This is a genomic window from Serratia sp. BNK-4, from assembly GCF_048685115.1.
GTDB classification, from domain to species: Bacteria; Pseudomonadota; Gammaproteobacteria; order Enterobacterales; family Enterobacteriaceae; genus Serratia; species Serratia bockelmannii.
Genome location: NZ_JBLQTM010000001.1, coordinates 2,819,468 through 2,836,599, shown reverse-complemented (window position 1 = coordinate 2,836,599; position 17,132 = coordinate 2,819,468). Strand labels below are relative to the sequence as shown.

Below are 17,132 nucleotides of genomic sequence, written 5' to 3'. Positions count from 1 at the left end.
CTGCTCAGTCGCGGCTCAGAAACCGCTCCGCATCCGCCAGCGAATGCAGCAGGGTGGTTTCCTGCGGTGAGCCAATCCAGACGGCGATAGCGCTGTAGTTATCGCTGTTATTGTTTTTCTTCCATGCCTGCTGCATCAGGGCGATCCACTCGCTGGGGGAGTTGACCATATGCAGCGACTGTTCCAGTTCGGCCTGGCTGAAGCTGTGCCAGAAGCCGTCGGTGCACAGCAGGAAAACGTCGCCGTCTTCCAGCTGCAGCACGTCGCTGTAGGTGGCGTCGCGCTCTTCGTTGAGCCCCAGCGCGAAATACAGCAGGTTGCTGTTGATGCCGTTGGTCTGGTAGCCGGCGTCCTGCATCTGTTGGATCAGGCTGTGGTCGGTGGTGACGGTATGCAGGTAGCCGCGGCGGAACAGGTACAGGCGGCTGTCGCCGGCGTGCGCCCAGTAGGCCAGCTGGTAATCGCGATCGATAAACAGACTGACCAGCGTGGTGCCCATCTTGCTGTATTCGTCCGACTGCCGCTGCTGCTGGTGGATGGCGGCGTTGGCGCTGGTGATGTGCTGACGAATGCTCTGGGCGTTCAGGTGCTTTTCGCCGTCGAAGTTTTGCAAAATGGTGTCGCGTGCCAGTTTGGCGGCGATATCGCCGCCCGGAAAACCGGCGATGCCGTCGCACACCACGAAGCAGGCGGCGCGGTTGCCGAGCACCTCGCCGGTCTGATCCTGGTTGGAGGCGCGGCCGCCCTGGTTGGAGGTAGAGGCTATGGTGATATTCATTACGCGTCCGGTTTGGTCTGTGAGTCTTTGTATTGATTCACTTCAACGTCATAGGCGTGCAGGAAGGCTTCGCCGAACAGGGTGTGGAAATCGTCCTCGATTTCGCCGGAGGTTTGCTGATAGTTCTTTACGAAGTAGTCCCACAGCGCGGCCTTGCGGTTGGCGGGCAGCGACAGACGCGGCGCCACGCCTTCCTTGCGCGCTTCTTCTTCGAGACGCTCCGGGTTAAACGACTGCAGCATGGCGGCGATGATGGCGCGAATACCGGCGATCATCCCCAGCTGGTGCGCCTGCAGGTCGATCAGCGCGTCGCGCACCGCCTGCTCCGGCGGCATAAAGCCCGGCATCTGGCTGCCGAACATCTGCATCAGCACCGTTTTTCCCGAAGGCAGCAGCTTGAACGGGTTGTTGGCTTCGTCGAGGATCATGGTCATCTCGGCCTTCACGCCGCGCTTGAGGATCGAGCGGGATGAGAGCAGGGCGACGGTGCCTTGCGAGAACAGGCTCAACAGGCGACCGGCCTGGCGGATCTGTTGTTCGTCAAAGTGCGGCTGCGGTTGCAGATCGTCGAGACCGATGCCTTGCAGCAGCGCCGCCAGCAACGGCCCTTCCAATGCGTCGCCACTTGGCGCGGCGGCGTGCTGCCGCTGGGCAGACTGGTAGGCAACTGGATCGATGCCCAGGCGGTTGCCCTGGCGCGGGCGCGGCGGCTGTGCAGGCGGTTCCTGCTGGCTGAACTGCGGCGCAGGTTGGGGCTGTGGCTCAGGCGTCTGCACGGGCGGCGGCGTCGGCTGTGGGCGCGGCGCCGCCGGTTGTGCGGCGATCGGCGCCGGTGACGGCGACGGCGGTGCGGGCGGCTGTACCGGCTCCTCCGGCTGGGCCAGCGGCACGGCGCCGCCCATCAGCAGCCCCAGCGGATCGTTGCTGTTTAACGTCTCTGGCGAAGCGGGCGCGGATGAACCGCCGAACAGCGCCAGTGGATCCAGCTCTTGTTCCGGTTGCTGCGCATTCTGGACGGGGGGAGCAGGGCGCGGTGGCGCAGCCTGCTCCGCCAGCAGCGCGCTGGGGGTGGTGTCGGCCAGGATATGCTCACGCTCAAAGGTGGTGTCGGTGTTGAATAAGGCGGCCGGATCGGTTTGCTGTTGCTGCAATTGGCGCAGATCGACATCGCCCGCCAGCTGCGCCAGCGGATCGGCCGGGTTCAGCTCGCGAGCGGGGGTCTCCAGCAGTGGATGGCTGTCTGGATTGGCGACTGGCGGCGGCGTGACGGCGGCCGGTGCATTCGGTGTAAATTCTTCCACCAGGCTGTCCCAGATTTCGTTGGGGATTGGTGCAGCAGATTTTTCTTTGGCGGCGGCTGTTGGGGCCGCAGCAGCGGCAACGGCGGCGGCCTTGGCCACCGGTTGAGCCTGTGGCGCGGCGTGCTGGTGCAGCGCGCTGACTTCAATCTGGTAATCGTCGATGCCGAGTACGTCGCCATCCTGCAGTTCAACCTGGCGGCCGCGTTCCAGCGGAATGTCGTTCAGCAGCACGCGGGTAACGTTGCCGCGGTTGGTGATGCGGCATTCGCCGTCAGCGGAAATGTGCACGATCGCCTGCAGGCGGGAAATGGCGCGCTCTTCGTCCGGCAGCACCAGGTTGTTGTCCACGCTGCGGCCGATGGTGCCGCCCGGCGGCAGAAAATCGCAACTGCTCTGCGGCGGAACCTGGCCGCTTTTATTTTTTACAATGGAAAATCGCATAAGGCATTCCTGCTGATGGGGATTTTAGACTGCTTTGGGCGTATGTTGATTTAGTCATCTAATCTGATGGCTAACTTCTATTCTGTTCTTTTTTGTAATAGGTGTTTTTTGGTAGTTGAGTTAAGTAGATAAAGGTGAATATCAAACTGCCATAGTGTATAGAGTCATAGTCATAGTTGCCTAGTGGGTAGAAGAGATTAAGAAAATCATTCCCGTATGCAAAAATTGAGAGCTGTATGACGCCCATGACAACTACAATGAGACAGTTGAAAACAAAAAATGGATAATTGTGTTTGCGAGCCGATAATTTTTTTAAGTAATATAATGCCACTAAAGTTATGAGTGACAATGAAAAATAGGAAGGTAAGAATCCATATGAGTAAGTTGATAGCGTGACGTCTGGAGTCATGTTAATAATCAATAAGTTTTGATTCTCTTGAGTTGATAACTTTATGAAATTGGATTCAACAATCCTGACTATTACTTAGAGTAACGTTCAAAAATGGTTTCAGCTTCACTGGCGTTCTGCAGTGAAAGACAATCTAAAGTATGGTAAGTCCCTTGAACTGAGCCTTGGCTATTTTTATTTGCGTACTGTTCAGCCAGTTTTTCACCTTGTTCAAATGCATCCATCGGCAGTTTACTCAATTCTAAATAGGCGGAAGCGGAACGGAAGGCGTCTTGCTTGGTTCTTTCTGAGTCAGTGGACTTCCCAATGCAGCGGCTGGTTAACCAATTTTTATAAAGTGCCTCTTGCGATAAAGCATTGAGCGAGTTTTCAGCAAGGACTACATGGCTTCCGAGCAGCAGAGACATTAAAAAGTACGTGTATCTTCTCATCCGAGATAACCTTTGATATGAGCCGTCGTTTGAGCAACTCTGATATCAGTTGTCGTCTTTTCCTTGGTATTTCTTGATGATGGCTTGCAGCGCTTGGCTGTGTACAAGATCGATGCACTTGGCCATCGTCATCGGCTCCCCTGACATACTGTCATAGGGCTTTGCCAGAAATTCTTTTGCCAGCGCCCTGACGGCGGTATGCGCTTCCAGAGAATAATCGCCGAATTCCGTGTAACCCCGAGCGGCGGCGGCGGCATCGTTTTTGACTTCTTTTGCTGAGTACCCCTCGGCGATGCAAACGCTAAGCGCGTAGTTTTTGAGGTACTCTTCGGGGGTATAGGTTTCTTTGGCTTGAGCCGATTGAATACATCCCAAAAATATCATGCTTGCAACACACAGGGATTTTATTTTAGTAACCATATAGATGCCTCGTTGGATTTTGGAAAGTAACAATGATCTGAGCAGGTTGTACCGTTCCATAATGTTGCGTGTCCGCTGGCATCATTCCATCCTGGAACAGTGAAAACCAATATCCCTTTGTCTTTTGAAAAATCACTAGGGGTAGGGTTTTTAATCGTTTTATCAGGTTTGCCGAACTTATAATTCAAAAAGTTAATAATATCTCTGACGCGATAAATGTACCAATTTTTATCTTTGCCTGAAACGGTCTTCCATGCTCCTCGTTCAACTTTAAAACCAGAATAATTGAGCGTGTAACTCATGCGTATTGCGCAGGCATTGGTGAATCCTTGCAATGGGTCATTGACGCCAAGCTCAATGTTAAGACCTACATTTCCACCTATCTTTTTGCCAACGTCAGTAATATCTACGTTGATTTCGCTAAATCGTTGCCACGCTTGTTGGAATGAAGGGCGACTCATTATAACGTCCTCTGTTGATAGATGCCCCTAAGTCGGGGCATCTGTGTGGGAAGATTAAGCTTCGCGGTTTTCCTTGATGTTCCAACCTGCGCTGCTTTCGGCGCCTTTGCCGCCTTTGTCGCTCTGCTCCCAGTATTGCTGTTTCACTTTCGCCGCCTGGAAGGAGTAGGTGACGCCCACGGTGTCTTCGCCGCCTGCGCCGGTGTACTGCACGGCGGTGACCAGCACGTCGTCCAGGGTGATTTTAACGTACTCAACCTGAGTACCGCCCGCCTTGCAGACAGACAACTCAACCTTGGTCAGGTGCTTACCGCTGGAGCAGTGCTTCAGCAGCGCCGGGGTTGATTTGTCGACCAGCGCGTTAACGTGCAGATCGTTGAAGCACACTTTGCCGGCACCACCGCCGCCGCCAACGCCCATATTGCCCGGTTGAGAAGCGCCCCAGGAGAAAGAAGTAATGTCGGTCCAGCCTTTGTGATTCGAATCTTTGGATTCGCCGCTGGCACCTTCAACTTTCAGGAACATATCAATAGCCATAGTTTCTTCACTCTTTATTAAGGGTTAACAGTAGTATTAACGTTACGTTGAAAAACTCAGGTAATAGCAGCAGGAATTGCAAGTGTGGTAATGCATTACCAATTTATATCCTTGTGCCATGCACCTTCTTAAATACCGAAAACTATCGGTACGGGTTACCGAGCCACTATTAAGTGCTAATGGCTCAATGCTTAATTATTTCGCGTTATCTTGATTCCACGTGCGATCTGGGTTGCCTGCTATGAGCTGTCGAGAAAGCTTGTCCAATTCAGGGCTATGGTACAACCGCAGGCAGTTTAGGGTGACACCTTGACTCTTGTCTTTAGTTTCGCTGTGAAAATCATTGATTCTGGATTTATATTTGTCGATGAGAACATTGATTTTCTCATCACCTGATTCGATATCGAATGGCATCCATTCTCTCATCGCATTCGCCGTTCTGGCTGCATCAAGAGAGAATGCTTTATCCGAATCGGAGACCTGTGCCAGGCAGCGTGACAATGCCAGTTCTTTTACGACCTGGTGATAAGGCATCTGTTTGATAAATGCCACCGGATCCTGAATCGGCGCTGCTTGCAGCCTTAATGAGGTGATAAGCAAGCATGCAGTTAAACCAAACCTCATGCATTTACTGATAAGCCGATGGAACACTAGCTCAACTCCCAAAACCAGACCTCTTTGCAGTTAAAATAGCAATGGGAATGGCAGGTTAATAGCGAGTTTTCTGGTTCGATAAGATCAATGTGTCCGCCATCATAGTTGGTGATCTTATTGAAGAACACGACTCCTTTTTTATTGCCAATACCTTTCTCTGCATCTGGAGCATTAAAGAAAATTTTGGCTTTGCCAAAACTACTGGAGCGATGCAACTGATCGGCCAGCAATTTGGCTCCCGGTTCAATCGTTTTACCCTTATAGGCGCCTTTCTTGATTGGCAGGCGGCCTTTGAAGCTGATACCGGTTTTCAACAGCGCCAGGCTCATGCGGACGGCACAGGTATTGGCATAACCAGGATTTTGCTTTAGAAGCGTATCAAGCTCATAGCCAATCTCAGCGTAAACGGCTTCTGCTGCCAAATATCCCGGGCTAGAGTAATCAGAGGAGTAATGGCTGCTTTTTAGCTGACGATATAAAGGTTTCATGCTTTGCCTCCTTTGCAGGGGAAGCGAGTCGCCAGAGCCTCTTCAATCAGGGGGGCAGCCCTTTCGTGCAGGCGCGCAGCGGGAAGTTTATTAAAGAATTCGAACACAAACTCCTGCAGAGTGACGGTTTGTAGCTGGCTGTATTGGCACCAGCTTTTTCCTTCCGTCGCGTCCAGCACGCCCAGCAAATAAATCCGCGCTTTCTCTTTTTCCTGTTTATCTGCACTGCGATAGAAACGGAAAAAGTCGCTGCCTGGCAGATTGACATCATCGGACGTCAAATGCGCTATCGATGTCTGCTCTGCGAAAGCTGGCGGCGCGGCGGAGAGCGAGCAGACGACTGCCAACAGCGATGCCAGATAAAACCGTTTTGTCTTCATCTTTCTTTCCCTGTGATGAGGTTAATGTATCAGCCAGGCCGCACTACCGCGGCCTGACTTCAGTCCATCAGGACGCGTCGTTTTGCTTCAGCGAAGGCAGCTTCGACACCAGGCGCAGGGAGACGGTCAGGCCTTCCAGCTGGTAGTGCGGGCGCAGGAAGAACTTGGCGCTGTAATAGCCCGGGTTGTCTTCGATCTCTTCCACCTGCACTTCCGCCGCGGCCAGCGGTTTGCGCGACTTGGTTTCCTGCGAGGAGTTGGCCGGATCGCCGTCCACGTAGTTCATGATCCAGTCGTTCAGCCAGCGTTCCATGTCGTCGCGCTCGCGGAAGGAGCCAATTTTGTCGCGCACGATGCACTTCAGATAGTGCGCGAAGCGGCAGCAGGCGAACAGGTACGGCAGGCGCGCGGAAAGCTGGGCGTTGGCGGAGGCGTCGGCGTCGTAGTATTCCGCCGGCTTCTGCAGCGACTGCGCGCCGATAAAGGCGGCGAAGTCGGAGTTTTTGCGGTGCACCAGCGGCATAAAGCCGTTTTTGGCCAGCTCGGCTTCACGGCGGTCGCTGATGGCGATCTCGGTCGGGCACTTCATGTCCACGCCGCCGTCGTCGCTCGGGAAGGTGTGGCACGGCAGGTTTTCCACCGCACCGCCGGATTCCACCCCGCGAATGGCGGTGCACCAGCCGAACTCTTTGAACGAACGGTTGATGTTGGCGGCCATGGCGTAGGCGGCGTTGGTCCAGGTGTAATTGCCGTGGGTCGCGCCGTCGGTGTCTTCTTCGAAGTCAAACTCGTCTACCGGGTTGGTGCGGATGCCATACGGCAGGCGCGCCAGGAAGCGCGGCATCACCAGCCCCAGGTAGCGCGCGTCTTCCGATTCGCGCAGGCTGCGCCAGGCGGCGTACTCGGTGTTCTGGAAAATCTTGGTCAGATCGCGCGGGTTGGAGAGCTCCTGCCAGGACTCCATCTGCATCACGCTCGGCGCGGTGCCGGCGATGAACGGGCAGTGCGAGGCGGCGCCGATCTTGGCCATTTCGCCCAGCAGCTCCACGTCCTGCGGGCTGTGATCGAAGTAGTAGTCGCCCACCAGGCAGCCGAACGGTTCGCCGCCGAACTGACCATACTCTTCTTCGTAGACTTTCTTGAAGATCGGGCTCTGGTCCCAACCCACGCCTTTATAGCGCTTCAGCGTGCGGCCCAGCTCCTGCTTGGAAATGCTCATGAAGCGGATCTTCAGCATCTCGTCGGTTTCGGAGTTGTTGACCAGATAATGCAGGCCGTGCCAGGCGCCTTCCAGCTTCTGGAAGTCGTCGTGGTGAATGATCTGGTTGATCTGCTGCGACAGCTTTTCGTCGATTTCCGCGATCAGCGCCTGGATGGTGCGATAGGCGTCGGAAGAAACGGTGACGGTGTTTTCCAGCGCCTGCTGCGCCAGGGTTTTCACCGCGTTCTCGACCGCTTCTTTGGCCTGATCGGTCTTCGGCCGGAACTCTTTGTTCAGCAGCGCGCTGAACTCATCGCTGGAAAAAGTCTCGGTGGTTTGCAACGCATTCTGTTGCTGAGGCGAGTTGCTCATCGATTAATCCTCACGCTCGTTGTTGTCGTCGTTAACCGCCGGCTTCGGCGCGTCGGTCAGGGATTGCAGCAGCGCCGGGTTTTGCAGGATCTTGGAGATCAGCTCTTCGGCGCCGTTCTTGCCGTCCATGTAGGACAGCAGGTTGGAAAGCTGGGTGCGGGCGTCCAGCAGATTGTCCAGCGCGTCGACCTTGCGGGCGATAGCGGCGGGGGAGAAGTCTTCCATGCTTTCGAAGGTCAGATCGATGTTCAGCTTGCCTTCGCCGGTCAGGGTGTTGTCGACCTGGTAAGCGACGCGCGGCTTCAGCGATTTCATACGCTCGTCGAAGTTGTCGACGTCGATTTCCATGAATTTGCGCTCTTCCACGCTGGCTTGCGGGTCGACCGCTTTCCCCACCAGATCCGCCATCACGCCCATCACGAACGGCAGCTGGATTTTGCGCTCTGCGCCATAAATTTCGACATCGTATTCAATCTGTACGCGCGGCGCGCGGTTGCGGGCGATGAATTTCTGCCCGCTGCGGGATTTCGAGTTTGACATGATTTACTCCATCTAATGGCGATTGGGAACGCGCCTCGTCCGGCTGGGAGAGTCAGGTTCTGATTCGGGTCTGCGCAGGGCAGACGGTATCGGATGCGTCAAGAGAACAAAGGTCGGCGGCTAGCTGTTCTCCTCGTTGTCGGGGCGACCGAGAATGGTCTCCAGTTGGTTAAGCCCATCGGGCGCCAAATCGCGGACGATTTGCATAAAGTCCAGCGTAATCAGTCGCTGGACCCGATCGATCATCAGTGGCGCCGGGTGGCTCGGTTCATGAAGACGAAAATAGTTTTTCACCTTGTCCAGCATTAACTGGGCGTCGTCGCGCGACTGGATCTGCGCGCTGCGCCAGTTGAGTGGAGCGGTGGCGCTCTGTACGGCGGCCGGTTGCTGCATGGCAGCCGCTTCAGGCGTCGCGTCTGGTTCGTCGGCGGCCGGGGCATCGCTCTGGCCGGCGAGCGCCACCAGAGAAAACACCTTGGTCAGCGCGCTCATTTCCGGCAGCGCGCTTTCCCCCAGATGGCGGGTCACTTCGCTGCGAATGGCGCTCAGGGTGTTGGCGATGCGCGTCACCAGGGCGCCTTCGGGGCGATCCTGCTGCGCCAGTTCATCCTGCAGCCGCGCACGGCCGCCGGGAAAGTTGGGGCACTCCTGTTTGCTGCCGTCGAGCAGGGCACCGGCATCGCGCAGCGAGATTTCTCCGGCGGCGCTTTTCAGCAGCGGCGCGGCGCGTACGCTGGCGGCCAGCGCCGCTTTGTCGCCAAGGTCGGCCAGCGCGTTGATGCGAAACAGCGGATCGGCTTCTCCATCGAACTCCAGCGGCGGCTGCAGGGTGTTCCAGTAACGGGTCATCGACTGGTGGACCAGCGTCAGCCCGTCGGCGTAGCCCGGCAACCCGCGCAGCTGGGTCCAGGCGCGGGTGAGATACAGCATGACGCGCAGGTCTTTGGTGCGCGTTAGCAGCGAGGTCGCGAGGCGCTCGACCTGCACCCAATCCGGCGCTTCTTCCGGAATGATGGTGCTGCCGAACTGTTGTTCGGCCTTGCCGGTGGCGGCTTGTTCCATCGCCAGAAAGTCGGCGTCGTATTCCAGGTTGTCGCCGCAGGGATTGTCCGCGTCAACCGGGGCCAGCAGGGTATCGGTATCGATAGCCATAGAATTTCCTTCAACGAACGATGTTAATCAAACATTTGCGGGTACTGGCCGCCGCGGCCGGGGCGCGCCCAGCCGTTGGGTTCGAACAGCAGTGAAAACAGCTGCACGGTGAGGTTGCCGCTGTGCACGTGGGTGTAGAGCGGATGTCCGTCGGCCTGATTGGTCCACCAGAAGCTGGTGTACTGCGCCGGATCGAAGCAGTCGGCGGCCTGTTGCCAGCCGAGGCCCGGTACGTCCGGATGCTGGAAACCGATAATCGACAATATCTCGGAATCCGCTTCCGCCGGTGGGCTGGGCAGCGCCGGGATCGCCTGCAACGTGCGGTCGATCTGCTCGGCGGAGAAACCGTTGCGCACGCCGTTCAGCAGGGTATGGCCGAGCTGTTGATACCAGCTCGCCGCCATGTTCAGCTGTTGCGGGCGCCATTCTTGCAGGCTGAACAGGCGCAGTGCGCAGATGGGGTAGCGCCGCCCGACGCGATCGCGCGCCGGCAACAGGCAACCCATCTGCACGTACGGGCTGCCGAGCGTGGCGGGGATCACGAAGTTCCACACCGGTGCGTTGCTGAACGGGTGGCCGTTCGGCCCCTGTGCATCGCGCTGTAAATTCACCAGCCCGTTATGGAACCAGTGGGCCCAGTTGTTGACCACCGGGTCAGGCAAACGGCGTTGCAGGAAGTCACCGGCGGAAGGAAGTTTGCCGTACCAGCCGATGCTCGTCGGGGCGCTTGAATCAGTGCTCATGGTCATGTCCTTTCGGGGCTACGGGCACGAGAAGGCCGGCAGTTGGAACGGATTGCGGATGCTGTTGGGCGTGAACTCCAGCGTGACGCGGTGGCCGTCGAGATTGAACGTCGCCTGGCGGCCGAGGCCGCCGGTGCCCGACGATTGCGCCATGTCGACCAGGCGATTCAGCGCCCATGGTCCGCTGGTCACCAGGCTGGCGGTGGTGCCGTTGGCCAGCGCCAGCTGCAGATGCACCTGGTTGGTATTGCGGGTGCCCGGCCAACTGACCACCAGCGGTACCTGTGGGCCGTGGCTGTATTTGAACAGCTGCCCGTCGATATCCAGCGTCAGGTTGAGGATGTCGTTATCCATCCGCACCGGCCGCACGGTCACGCGGTAGGAGGGCGTCGCCGTGCCGTTGGCGAAAAAGGCGTCGCGGATGCGCTGCGCCTGCTGGAACGACCGCAGGATGCCTTCGCCGCCGGGCAGCGTCTTGCCGTCCACGCCGGGCGTGAAACGCCAGTTGGCGCGGGTGGTATCGACCTTGCCCTGCAGATTGTCGCGGAAGAAGCTGTCCATCAGCCCGCTGTTCGGCGCGAACATGCGCGCCAGATCGTCCGGCGTCACTTCCTGCCGCGCCCGGGCCACCAGCGGATAACGGCCGGCGATCGCCTGGCGGCAGAAGCTACCGACCTCGAAGCTGATGCGCTTTTTCACGTTCTCCATCTCTTTGCGCTGGGTATCGCTGCTGGCGCCGATCGCCAGCGACAGCAGCATCTGTTTGAACGGCACCGGCAAGCGGCCGGATTCGGCCTGCAGACGCGGGATAATGTCGCTCGGCGGCGCCGACATGCCGCTGTTGGCCGCGCCCTGCACCGCCGTCAGGTAACTGTACAGTTCATCGACCTGTTTCAGCACGCTGTCGAAAGGGATCGCCTTATTGCCTTCGCCCTGGCTTTGCGCCAGCTCCAGCAGCGGCGCGAAGTGCGCCATCACCAGCTGTTCCGGCTGGGCCGACACGTCACCGTCGGCGTTGGCCGGTCGGTTGGTGAACAGCGCTTCCAGCGTGCGGTTGGCATTTTGGTTCAGCTTATCTTCGGTTTTTGCCAGCAGCGAGCGCGAATCGGCGTCGTTTTTTTCGTCGCGCAGGGTGACGTTTTTGCTGACGTTGACCAGCAGATTGCGCATTGGCGACGGGTTGCCGGACAGCAGGCGCGCGCTGCTGATGCGCTGGGTCAGGTTGCCGATGTTGGCCAGTTGGATATCCCCCAGCAGCTCATCCCAGGCGCTGATGAAATCTTGCATGTACAGCTGGCGGATGGTCTTGGTCAGATCGGCGCTTTTCTGCTCCGGCGTCTGGCTGTTCAACACCCAGACGTCTTCCTTGCGCAAGGTGTCGGTCACCGGGTCGATGTTGTCGTTGAACGCTTTCCAGTACCCTTGTGAGGTGAACAGGCCCGGTACGCCGTCGGTGACCGGTTTGCCGCTTTTGCGGCTGAACGCCAGTTCGGTCTGCGGGCCGGCCAAATCGACCAGGCTGACCGGCTTGATGTCGGTCTGTTTCAGCAGCAGGCGCTTGAGGCGGCCATAGACGCGCTGCGACAGCGGCGCCCGATTGAGTGCGGCCTGCGCCTGCGCCACCAGCTGTTCGTCTTTGGCGTAAGGCGAGGCCTGGATCTGCGCATCCAGCAGTTGGCTGAGGTGCCATTCGATCTGCTGCAGCTGTTTCTGCGTGCTGCCCTGCGGCAGGTTGCGTTGCAGGTTGAGCATCACCCAGGCGCGCAGGAATTTACCGTCGTACTGCTTTGGCAGATACAGCATCTGATAGGCCTTCAGCGCTTCGTAGCTGAAGTCCGCGTCGCCGTGGTTGTCGTTGCGCAGCGTGGTGGCGATCTGTTGCGCCACCTGCGGCAGCAGCAGCTCTTTCAGCGCTTTTTGGTACAACGCATTGCCGGCGTCGCCCACCTGATCGCCGCGGAACAGCCCCATGCGGTAGGTGAACGGCGGATCGTCCAGCGAAAAGTTCTGGCTGTCCGGCAGATGCAGCAGGCTGTTGAGGAACGGCAGCAGCGAGAACATGTCGCCGTTGCCCAACGGGGTCAGGCTTTGTCCCTGTCGCTCGACGCCGGGCACCTTGGCGGCCACTTCCGCCAGATAGGCCTTGTTGTTGCCGTAGCTGGTGAACCACAACATCGCCAGCACCGCCAGGATCACCGCCAGCGCGATGTACCCTGCCCAGTGCAGGGCGCGGTTGCGGTATTCCCACCAGCGGTTGCTGCCCGCCAGCCCGGACTCCTGGAAGACCACCGATTCCAGCGTCTCTTTCAGGAAGAAGCTCTGGCCTTTGGCTGCCGGGATCGGCGTTTCCTGCCCCACGCTGTCCCAGGCCGCGTTGGCCTGCACCCCTGAGTTGGCCGTCGGCAGCTGCAGGTAGCGGTTCAGTTCGCCCATCACCCGGTCAAACGGCAGACCTTCCTGCGTGCCGCTGGTGAAATAGATGCCGCGCGGGGTAAAGCGGGTTTCAAAACTGGAGGTGGCGAACACCTGTTCCAGATATTGGCCGAGCAGCGGGCGCAGCGCGGCGAACTCCTGCGGGAACAGGTAGCTTTCGGCGCGTTGGCGCGCGTCGTGCTCCATCAGCAGCGTATCCGGCAGCGCCGCATCCAGCCGTTGTTGCAGCAGGGCGTATTGTTGTTCGAAGGCGGCGTTCAGGTTGAAGTCCGGCTGCCGTGAGCGCTCGTAAGGGAAGGTGAATCCCCAGATCTGGTCGCGCTGCGCTTTATCGAAGCTGCCGAAGTAGGCCATAAAGCCGTTGAGCAGGTCGGTTTTGGTCACCAGCACATAGACCGGGAAGTGAATGCCCAACTGTTCGTGCAGTTCAATCAGGCGTTTGCGCAGCGCGCTGGCCTGGGCGGCGCGTGCTTCGGCGCTGTCGCTCAGCAGATCGGCGACGCTGATGGTCACCATCACGCCGTTGATCGGCTGGCGGGTGCGGTATTTTTTCAGCAGCGCGACGAAGCTTTGCCATTCACCGGCGTCTTCTTCGCGCTGGCTTTCCTGGGTGGTGTAGCGGCCGGCGGTGTCGAGCAGCACGGCGTCGTTGGTAAACCACCAGTCGCAGTTGCGGGTGCCGCCCACGCCGCGCAGCGCGGCTTTGCCGAAGCGATCCGCCAGCGGGAAGTGCAGGCCGGAGTTGACCAGCGCGGTGGTTTTGCCGGCGCCGGGCGCGCCGATGATCACATACCACGGCAACTGGTACAGATATTGACGGCTGAAGCGGGTCATCCAGCGATGTTTACCGTCGCCCTGGCCCGGTGCGAAGCGCGCCTTTTTCAGCAGCTGCGCCGCTTCGTCGAAACGCTGCGCCAACTGATCGTCTTGTTTGACCTCGGGCTTGCCGTCTTCCGCCGGCACCGCTTCGGCGGCGCGCAGATTGCTCAGCAGGCGGCTGTTGAACCAGGCACTGTAGAGGCGCGGGATCAGGCGGCACAGGAACCAGATCAGGTAAATCACGCCGATGGCGATCTGGCGGTTGAGTTCCGGCTCCAGCGGGCGATAGTCGCCGATGGCCACCAGCGGGCCGATCGTCCAGATGATGAACGCCAGCGCGGTGATGCCGACAAAGCCCCACAGCAGGCGGCTGGTGATGATGGAGAATAACGTACTGAGCATTACTTTCCGGTTCCTTGCGGCAAGCCGTTGATTTCCGCCTGGGTGTTTTCAGGGGCGACCAACAGCGTAATTTCTACCCGGCGGTTCAACGCGCGGTTCACTTTGTTATCGTTCGGCGCGACGGGGTTGCTCTCGCCGCGGCCCTCGGCCTTGACCCGCTGCGGGTTGGCGAGGTGTTTTTGCAAGCGGGCGCTGACCGCTTCGGCGCGCGCCAGCGACAGCTCCCAGTTGGAGGCGAAACGGGCGCTGCGGATCGGCACGTTGTCGCTGTAGCCGGTGACCAGGATCTTGCCGCTGACGCCGTTCATGGCGGCGGCGATGCGGTCGATGACCGGAATATAGTTGGCGCGTACCGTGGTGGCGGCAGAGTCGAACAGCCCGTCACCTTTGAGGATCACCACGCTTTGCTGCGCTTCGTCGCGCACCACCACCAACCCCTCGGCGATCTCTTTACGCAGGAAACTTTTCAGGCTCAGCGTCGGCGGCGCGGCCGGCGCCGGGTTACCGATCGCCACCTGCGGCAGATTGGTTTGGTAAATCGCCGCCAGCACCGGGCTGGTGTTGTCGCCCAGTCGCCAGTTGAGGGCGATGAACAGCAGCGAAGCCAGGAAGCCGGTCAACGCCACGCAGGCCCACAGCGGCACCAGCGGGCGCCACAGTTTCTGCTGTACCGGCAGGTCCAGCGCATGAGGCGACAGCGGCGGGGCATAGCCGCCACGCACCGATCGGATCAGCTGCAGCAGGCGCTGCTTCATGGTTTCCAGCTGTGAGCGGCCGTTTTCCATCACCCGGTAGCGGCCTTCAAAGCCCAACAGCAGGCAATAATTGATCAGTTCCAGCAGGTTGATGTGCTCGCGCGGGCTTTGCGACAGCTTGGCCAGCAGCTGGAAAAACTTCTCGCCGCCCCAGGTTTCGTTATGGAAAGTCACCAGCAGCCCGCTGCCGGACCACACGCTGTTGCTGCCCCACGGGGTCAGCGCCGCCGCTTCATCCAGCGCGGTGCACAGACAATAACGCGCGCCGATGATCACCTCGTAAGGCAGGTTGGCGCGTTGGCCGCGGATCTCGAAGCGGCGCATTTCGTCAATCAGCTGTTGGCGCAGCTGCGCCGGGTTGGCGTGCGTGGCCGATTGGCGGATCTGCGAAATGGCGTTCAGCAGCGGGTTGGCGGCGTCTACCAGCGGGTTGGCCGCCGGCGCCATGCTATTTTCCTGAGTCATAGGTTACCGGTCCGTATGGCTGCGAATCGCCCAAAATTCCATGTCCAGCCCCGGGAATTCGCCGGCCAGGTGCAGGGCGAAGGCGCTGGATTTTTCCATCTGTTTCCACAGGTCGCCGCCTTTTTCCAGCTCGAAGTAGGTGTAGCCGGCGTGATAGGGGATCTGGCGCGGCGCAGCGGGCATGGTGCGCAGACCGATGCCCGGCAGCTGCAGCTGCACCAGATCGCGGATGCGCGTGACCGGGGCGATCTTCATCTGCGCCGGGAAATGGGTCAGCAACACCTCGGCGGCCACGTCGGCGCGCACTGCCAGCACGAAGCCAAAATCGCGCATCATTTTGGCGTCCTGCACGGTGGCGACGTTCAGCCCGTGGGAGCGTTCGACCAGCGTCAGCTGAATGGCGTTGTCTTCCAGCACCACCGACAGCCCCTGACGCAGCAGCAGCATCAGCTTGCCGAAGCACAGCGCCAGGTTGTCGTGGTCATACACCGGCAGGCGGCCTTCCGGGGTGCGCTGCGCCGAGAAGCTGGCGAGCTCGGTGGCGAACTGCAGCCAATCGGCGAACAGGCGCTCCGGGTGCAGATGGTCGAGGTGGTAGGCGTGGCTCACCTGGCCAAGATGGCGATTGATCAGCTGCAGCAGCATGAAATCGACCATTTCGGAACTGCCGCCGCGGCCCGGCTGCAGCAGGCGCTGGCTCATCTGCTGGCTGCGCTGTTGCAGCAGGCCCTGCAGATCGTTGATGAAGGTTTTCAGTACCGGGTTGCCCTGGCAGTTCAGCATCGGCGGGATCTGCGTGGTATCGAGACGCAGGCTGTTGTCGCCGCGCTTTTCCAGCACGCGGGTAACGCCGAGCGCCGTCCATTCGGCGTTGAGCTCACTCTCCAGCATCAGCCGCAGGCGCAGGCGACCGAACTGCAAGGCCGCGCTGCCCACCGAGACGGCGTTGAGATCGTCGACTTCGTTCTCATAAGCCAGATAGCGCGCCAGCGCCTCCGGGCTTTCCTGAAAGATCACGTCTTCACGCCCCGCGCGGTAGGTCGGCAGAGCCAGCACCACGTTTTCACCGGTCTTGTTTTCAGCGATGGTCAGCGGCGCGGGCGCCTGCTGGGCGCCGGAGAAGCGAAACGGCGTGCCGTCCGGCATGATGCCGCTGGCGGCGTTGAGCGCAATCTTGCCCTGGCGCAGCAGCGTTTGGTCCAGATCCAGGGTGAGGAACCCCCAGAAACAGCCGCTGTGGGCCTGGCCCCAGTTGCGCATATAGCCTTCGAGATAGTTTTCCGCCTGCTGGAAATGGTGAGGGCGCAAAAACATCCCCTCAGTCCAGACAACCTTATGAGCATCTTTCATCATCACACCTATAGTTACTTCGCTTCAGCGCAGCGGTAGGTCAGTCGACCTTTTTTACGGGGCGCAGGCCACTCACGCCCGCGACGATATGCGCTTCCAGCTCATCCGGCGAGAATTGCCATACCTTGTAGAAATTGGTTTCGGTAGGTTCCGGCAGCGGCAGTGACATGCGCCAGGTCTTGCCGTCCAGATTTTGATATTCGGCGATCACGCCGATGTAACGTGCGTCCAATGCGCTTTGCCCACCGAGCTTCTTGCCGGTCTGGCCCGGCGTCAGGAAGAACTGATCGCTGTCCAGCAGGCTGTTGCCGAGCACGCTTTTGGCGTCGTTTTGCAGACTGAAGAAGTCGGCATCCATGAATTCCGCATCCGAGCGCAGCAGCAGCACGCGAATTTTGATCGGCGCCGGTTGCGCGCCGGCGGCGGCGTTGACCTGGCGGTCAGCGTCAAACACCAGACTGTAACGCGACGGCACGCTTTTGGCGGAAGACATGCAGCCGCCGAGCGCCAGCGCGCCCAGCAGCAGAAACAGCATCCCGCACCAGCGGGAAGCGATAGGGGTCGTCATCATAGGAATCTCGTCGCCCGCAGGCGTGCTGA

The 17,132-nt window shown here is 59.2% G+C and carries 17 protein-coding genes; all 17 read right to left on the bottom strand.

The window, feature by feature from the left end; translation table 11 throughout:
• Positions 1-4 precede the first annotated feature (4 nt).
• Positions 5-778: a PP2C family protein-serine/threonine phosphatase gene (locus tag ACMGGW_RS13690; RefSeq protein ID WP_025303297.1), complete on the bottom strand. Its 774-nt coding sequence runs from the start codon at positions 776-778 to the stop codon at positions 5-7.
• Positions 778-2,520, bottom strand: coding sequence for a type VI secretion system-associated FHA domain protein TagH (gene tagH, locus ACMGGW_RS13685; RefSeq protein WP_049295874.1), 1,743 nt, complete (start codon positions 2,518-2,520; stop codon positions 778-780). Before tagH ends, ACMGGW_RS13690 begins: the two co-directional genes overlap by 1 nt.
• Before the next feature lie 480 nt (positions 2,521-3,000).
• Complete coding sequence (locus ACMGGW_RS13680; RefSeq protein ID WP_227255704.1) at positions 3,001-3,336, bottom strand: T6SS amidase immunity protein Tai4 family protein; 336 nt, start codon at positions 3,334-3,336, stop codon at positions 3,001-3,003.
• Between the two features lie 69 nt (positions 3,337-3,405).
• Positions 3,406-3,744, bottom strand: a complete 339-nt coding sequence (locus ACMGGW_RS13675; protein WP_226905714.1) for a T6SS amidase immunity protein Tai4 family protein — start codon at positions 3,742-3,744, stop codon at positions 3,406-3,408.
• A 20-nt stretch (positions 3,745-3,764) separates the two neighbouring features.
• On the bottom strand, positions 3,765-4,244 hold the full coding sequence (locus ACMGGW_RS13670; RefSeq protein WP_089196535.1) for a type VI secretion system amidase effector protein Tae4: 480 nt from the start codon (positions 4,242-4,244) through the stop codon (positions 3,765-3,767).
• Positions 4,245-4,295: 51 nt separating this feature from the next.
• Positions 4,296-4,778 carry an Hcp family type VI secretion system effector gene (locus ACMGGW_RS13665; protein WP_004961372.1) on the bottom strand — a complete coding sequence of 161 codons (483 nt, stop codon included), beginning with the start codon at positions 4,776-4,778 and terminating at the stop codon, positions 4,296-4,298.
• Positions 4,779-4,973: 195 nt separating this feature from the next.
• On the bottom strand, positions 4,974-5,402 hold the full coding sequence (locus ACMGGW_RS13660) for a T6SS amidase immunity protein Tai4 family protein (protein WP_147823933.1): 429 nt from the start codon (positions 5,400-5,402) through the stop codon (positions 4,974-4,976).
• A gap of 26 nt (positions 5,403-5,428) precedes the next feature.
• Entirely contained in the window at positions 5,429-5,920 is a 492-nt protein-coding gene (locus ACMGGW_RS13655) for a T6SS effector amidase Tae4 family protein (RefSeq protein ID WP_025303293.1), read from the bottom strand.
• Positions 5,917-6,300, bottom strand: coding sequence for a Rap1a/Tai family immunity protein (locus ACMGGW_RS13650; RefSeq protein WP_025303292.1), 384 nt, complete (start codon positions 6,298-6,300; stop codon positions 5,917-5,919). The genes ACMGGW_RS13655 and ACMGGW_RS13650 overlap by 4 nt, the downstream gene beginning before the upstream one ends.
• A gap of 67 nt (positions 6,301-6,367) precedes the next feature.
• Positions 6,368-7,873, bottom strand: coding sequence for a type VI secretion system contractile sheath large subunit (tssC, locus tag ACMGGW_RS13645; RefSeq protein ID WP_016927259.1), 1,506 nt, complete (start codon positions 7,871-7,873; stop codon positions 6,368-6,370).
• A 3-nt stretch (positions 7,874-7,876) separates the two neighbouring features.
• The gene (tssB, locus tag ACMGGW_RS13640) at positions 7,877-8,413 is read right to left on the bottom strand and encodes a type VI secretion system contractile sheath small subunit (RefSeq protein ID WP_016927260.1); all 537 of its coding nucleotides are present in this window, start codon (positions 8,411-8,413) and stop codon (positions 7,877-7,879) included.
• A 120-nt stretch (positions 8,414-8,533) separates the two neighbouring features.
• Positions 8,534-9,565 carry a type VI secretion system protein TssA gene (tssA, locus tag ACMGGW_RS13635; protein WP_049206021.1) on the bottom strand — a complete coding sequence of 344 codons (1,032 nt, stop codon included), beginning with the start codon at positions 9,563-9,565 and terminating at the stop codon, positions 8,534-8,536.
• Between the two features lie 23 nt (positions 9,566-9,588).
• Positions 9,589-10,308 (bottom strand): type VI secretion system-associated protein TagF, encoded by a 720-nt coding sequence (gene tagF, locus ACMGGW_RS13630; protein WP_025303290.1) that lies wholly within the window; start codon positions 10,306-10,308, stop codon positions 9,589-9,591.
• An 18-nt stretch (positions 10,309-10,326) separates the two neighbouring features.
• On the bottom strand, positions 10,327-13,962 hold the full coding sequence (gene tssM / locus ACMGGW_RS13625; RefSeq protein WP_197790857.1) for a type VI secretion system membrane subunit TssM: 3,636 nt from the start codon (positions 13,960-13,962) through the stop codon (positions 10,327-10,329).
• Positions 13,962-15,164 (bottom strand): DotU family type VI secretion system protein, encoded by a 1,203-nt coding sequence (locus ACMGGW_RS13620; protein WP_049272050.1) that lies wholly within the window; start codon positions 15,162-15,164, stop codon positions 13,962-13,964. Before ACMGGW_RS13620 ends, tssM begins: the two co-directional genes overlap by 1 nt.
• Before the next feature lie 21 nt (positions 15,165-15,185).
• Entirely contained in the window at positions 15,186-16,532 is a 1,347-nt protein-coding gene (gene tssK / locus ACMGGW_RS13615; protein ID WP_025303287.1) for a type VI secretion system baseplate subunit TssK, read from the bottom strand.
• 40 nt (positions 16,533-16,572) lie between these two features.
• Complete coding sequence (gene tssJ, locus ACMGGW_RS13610; protein ID WP_049209066.1) at positions 16,573-17,103, bottom strand: type VI secretion system lipoprotein TssJ; 531 nt, start codon at positions 17,101-17,103, stop codon at positions 16,573-16,575.
• Positions 17,104-17,132 lie beyond the last annotated feature (29 nt).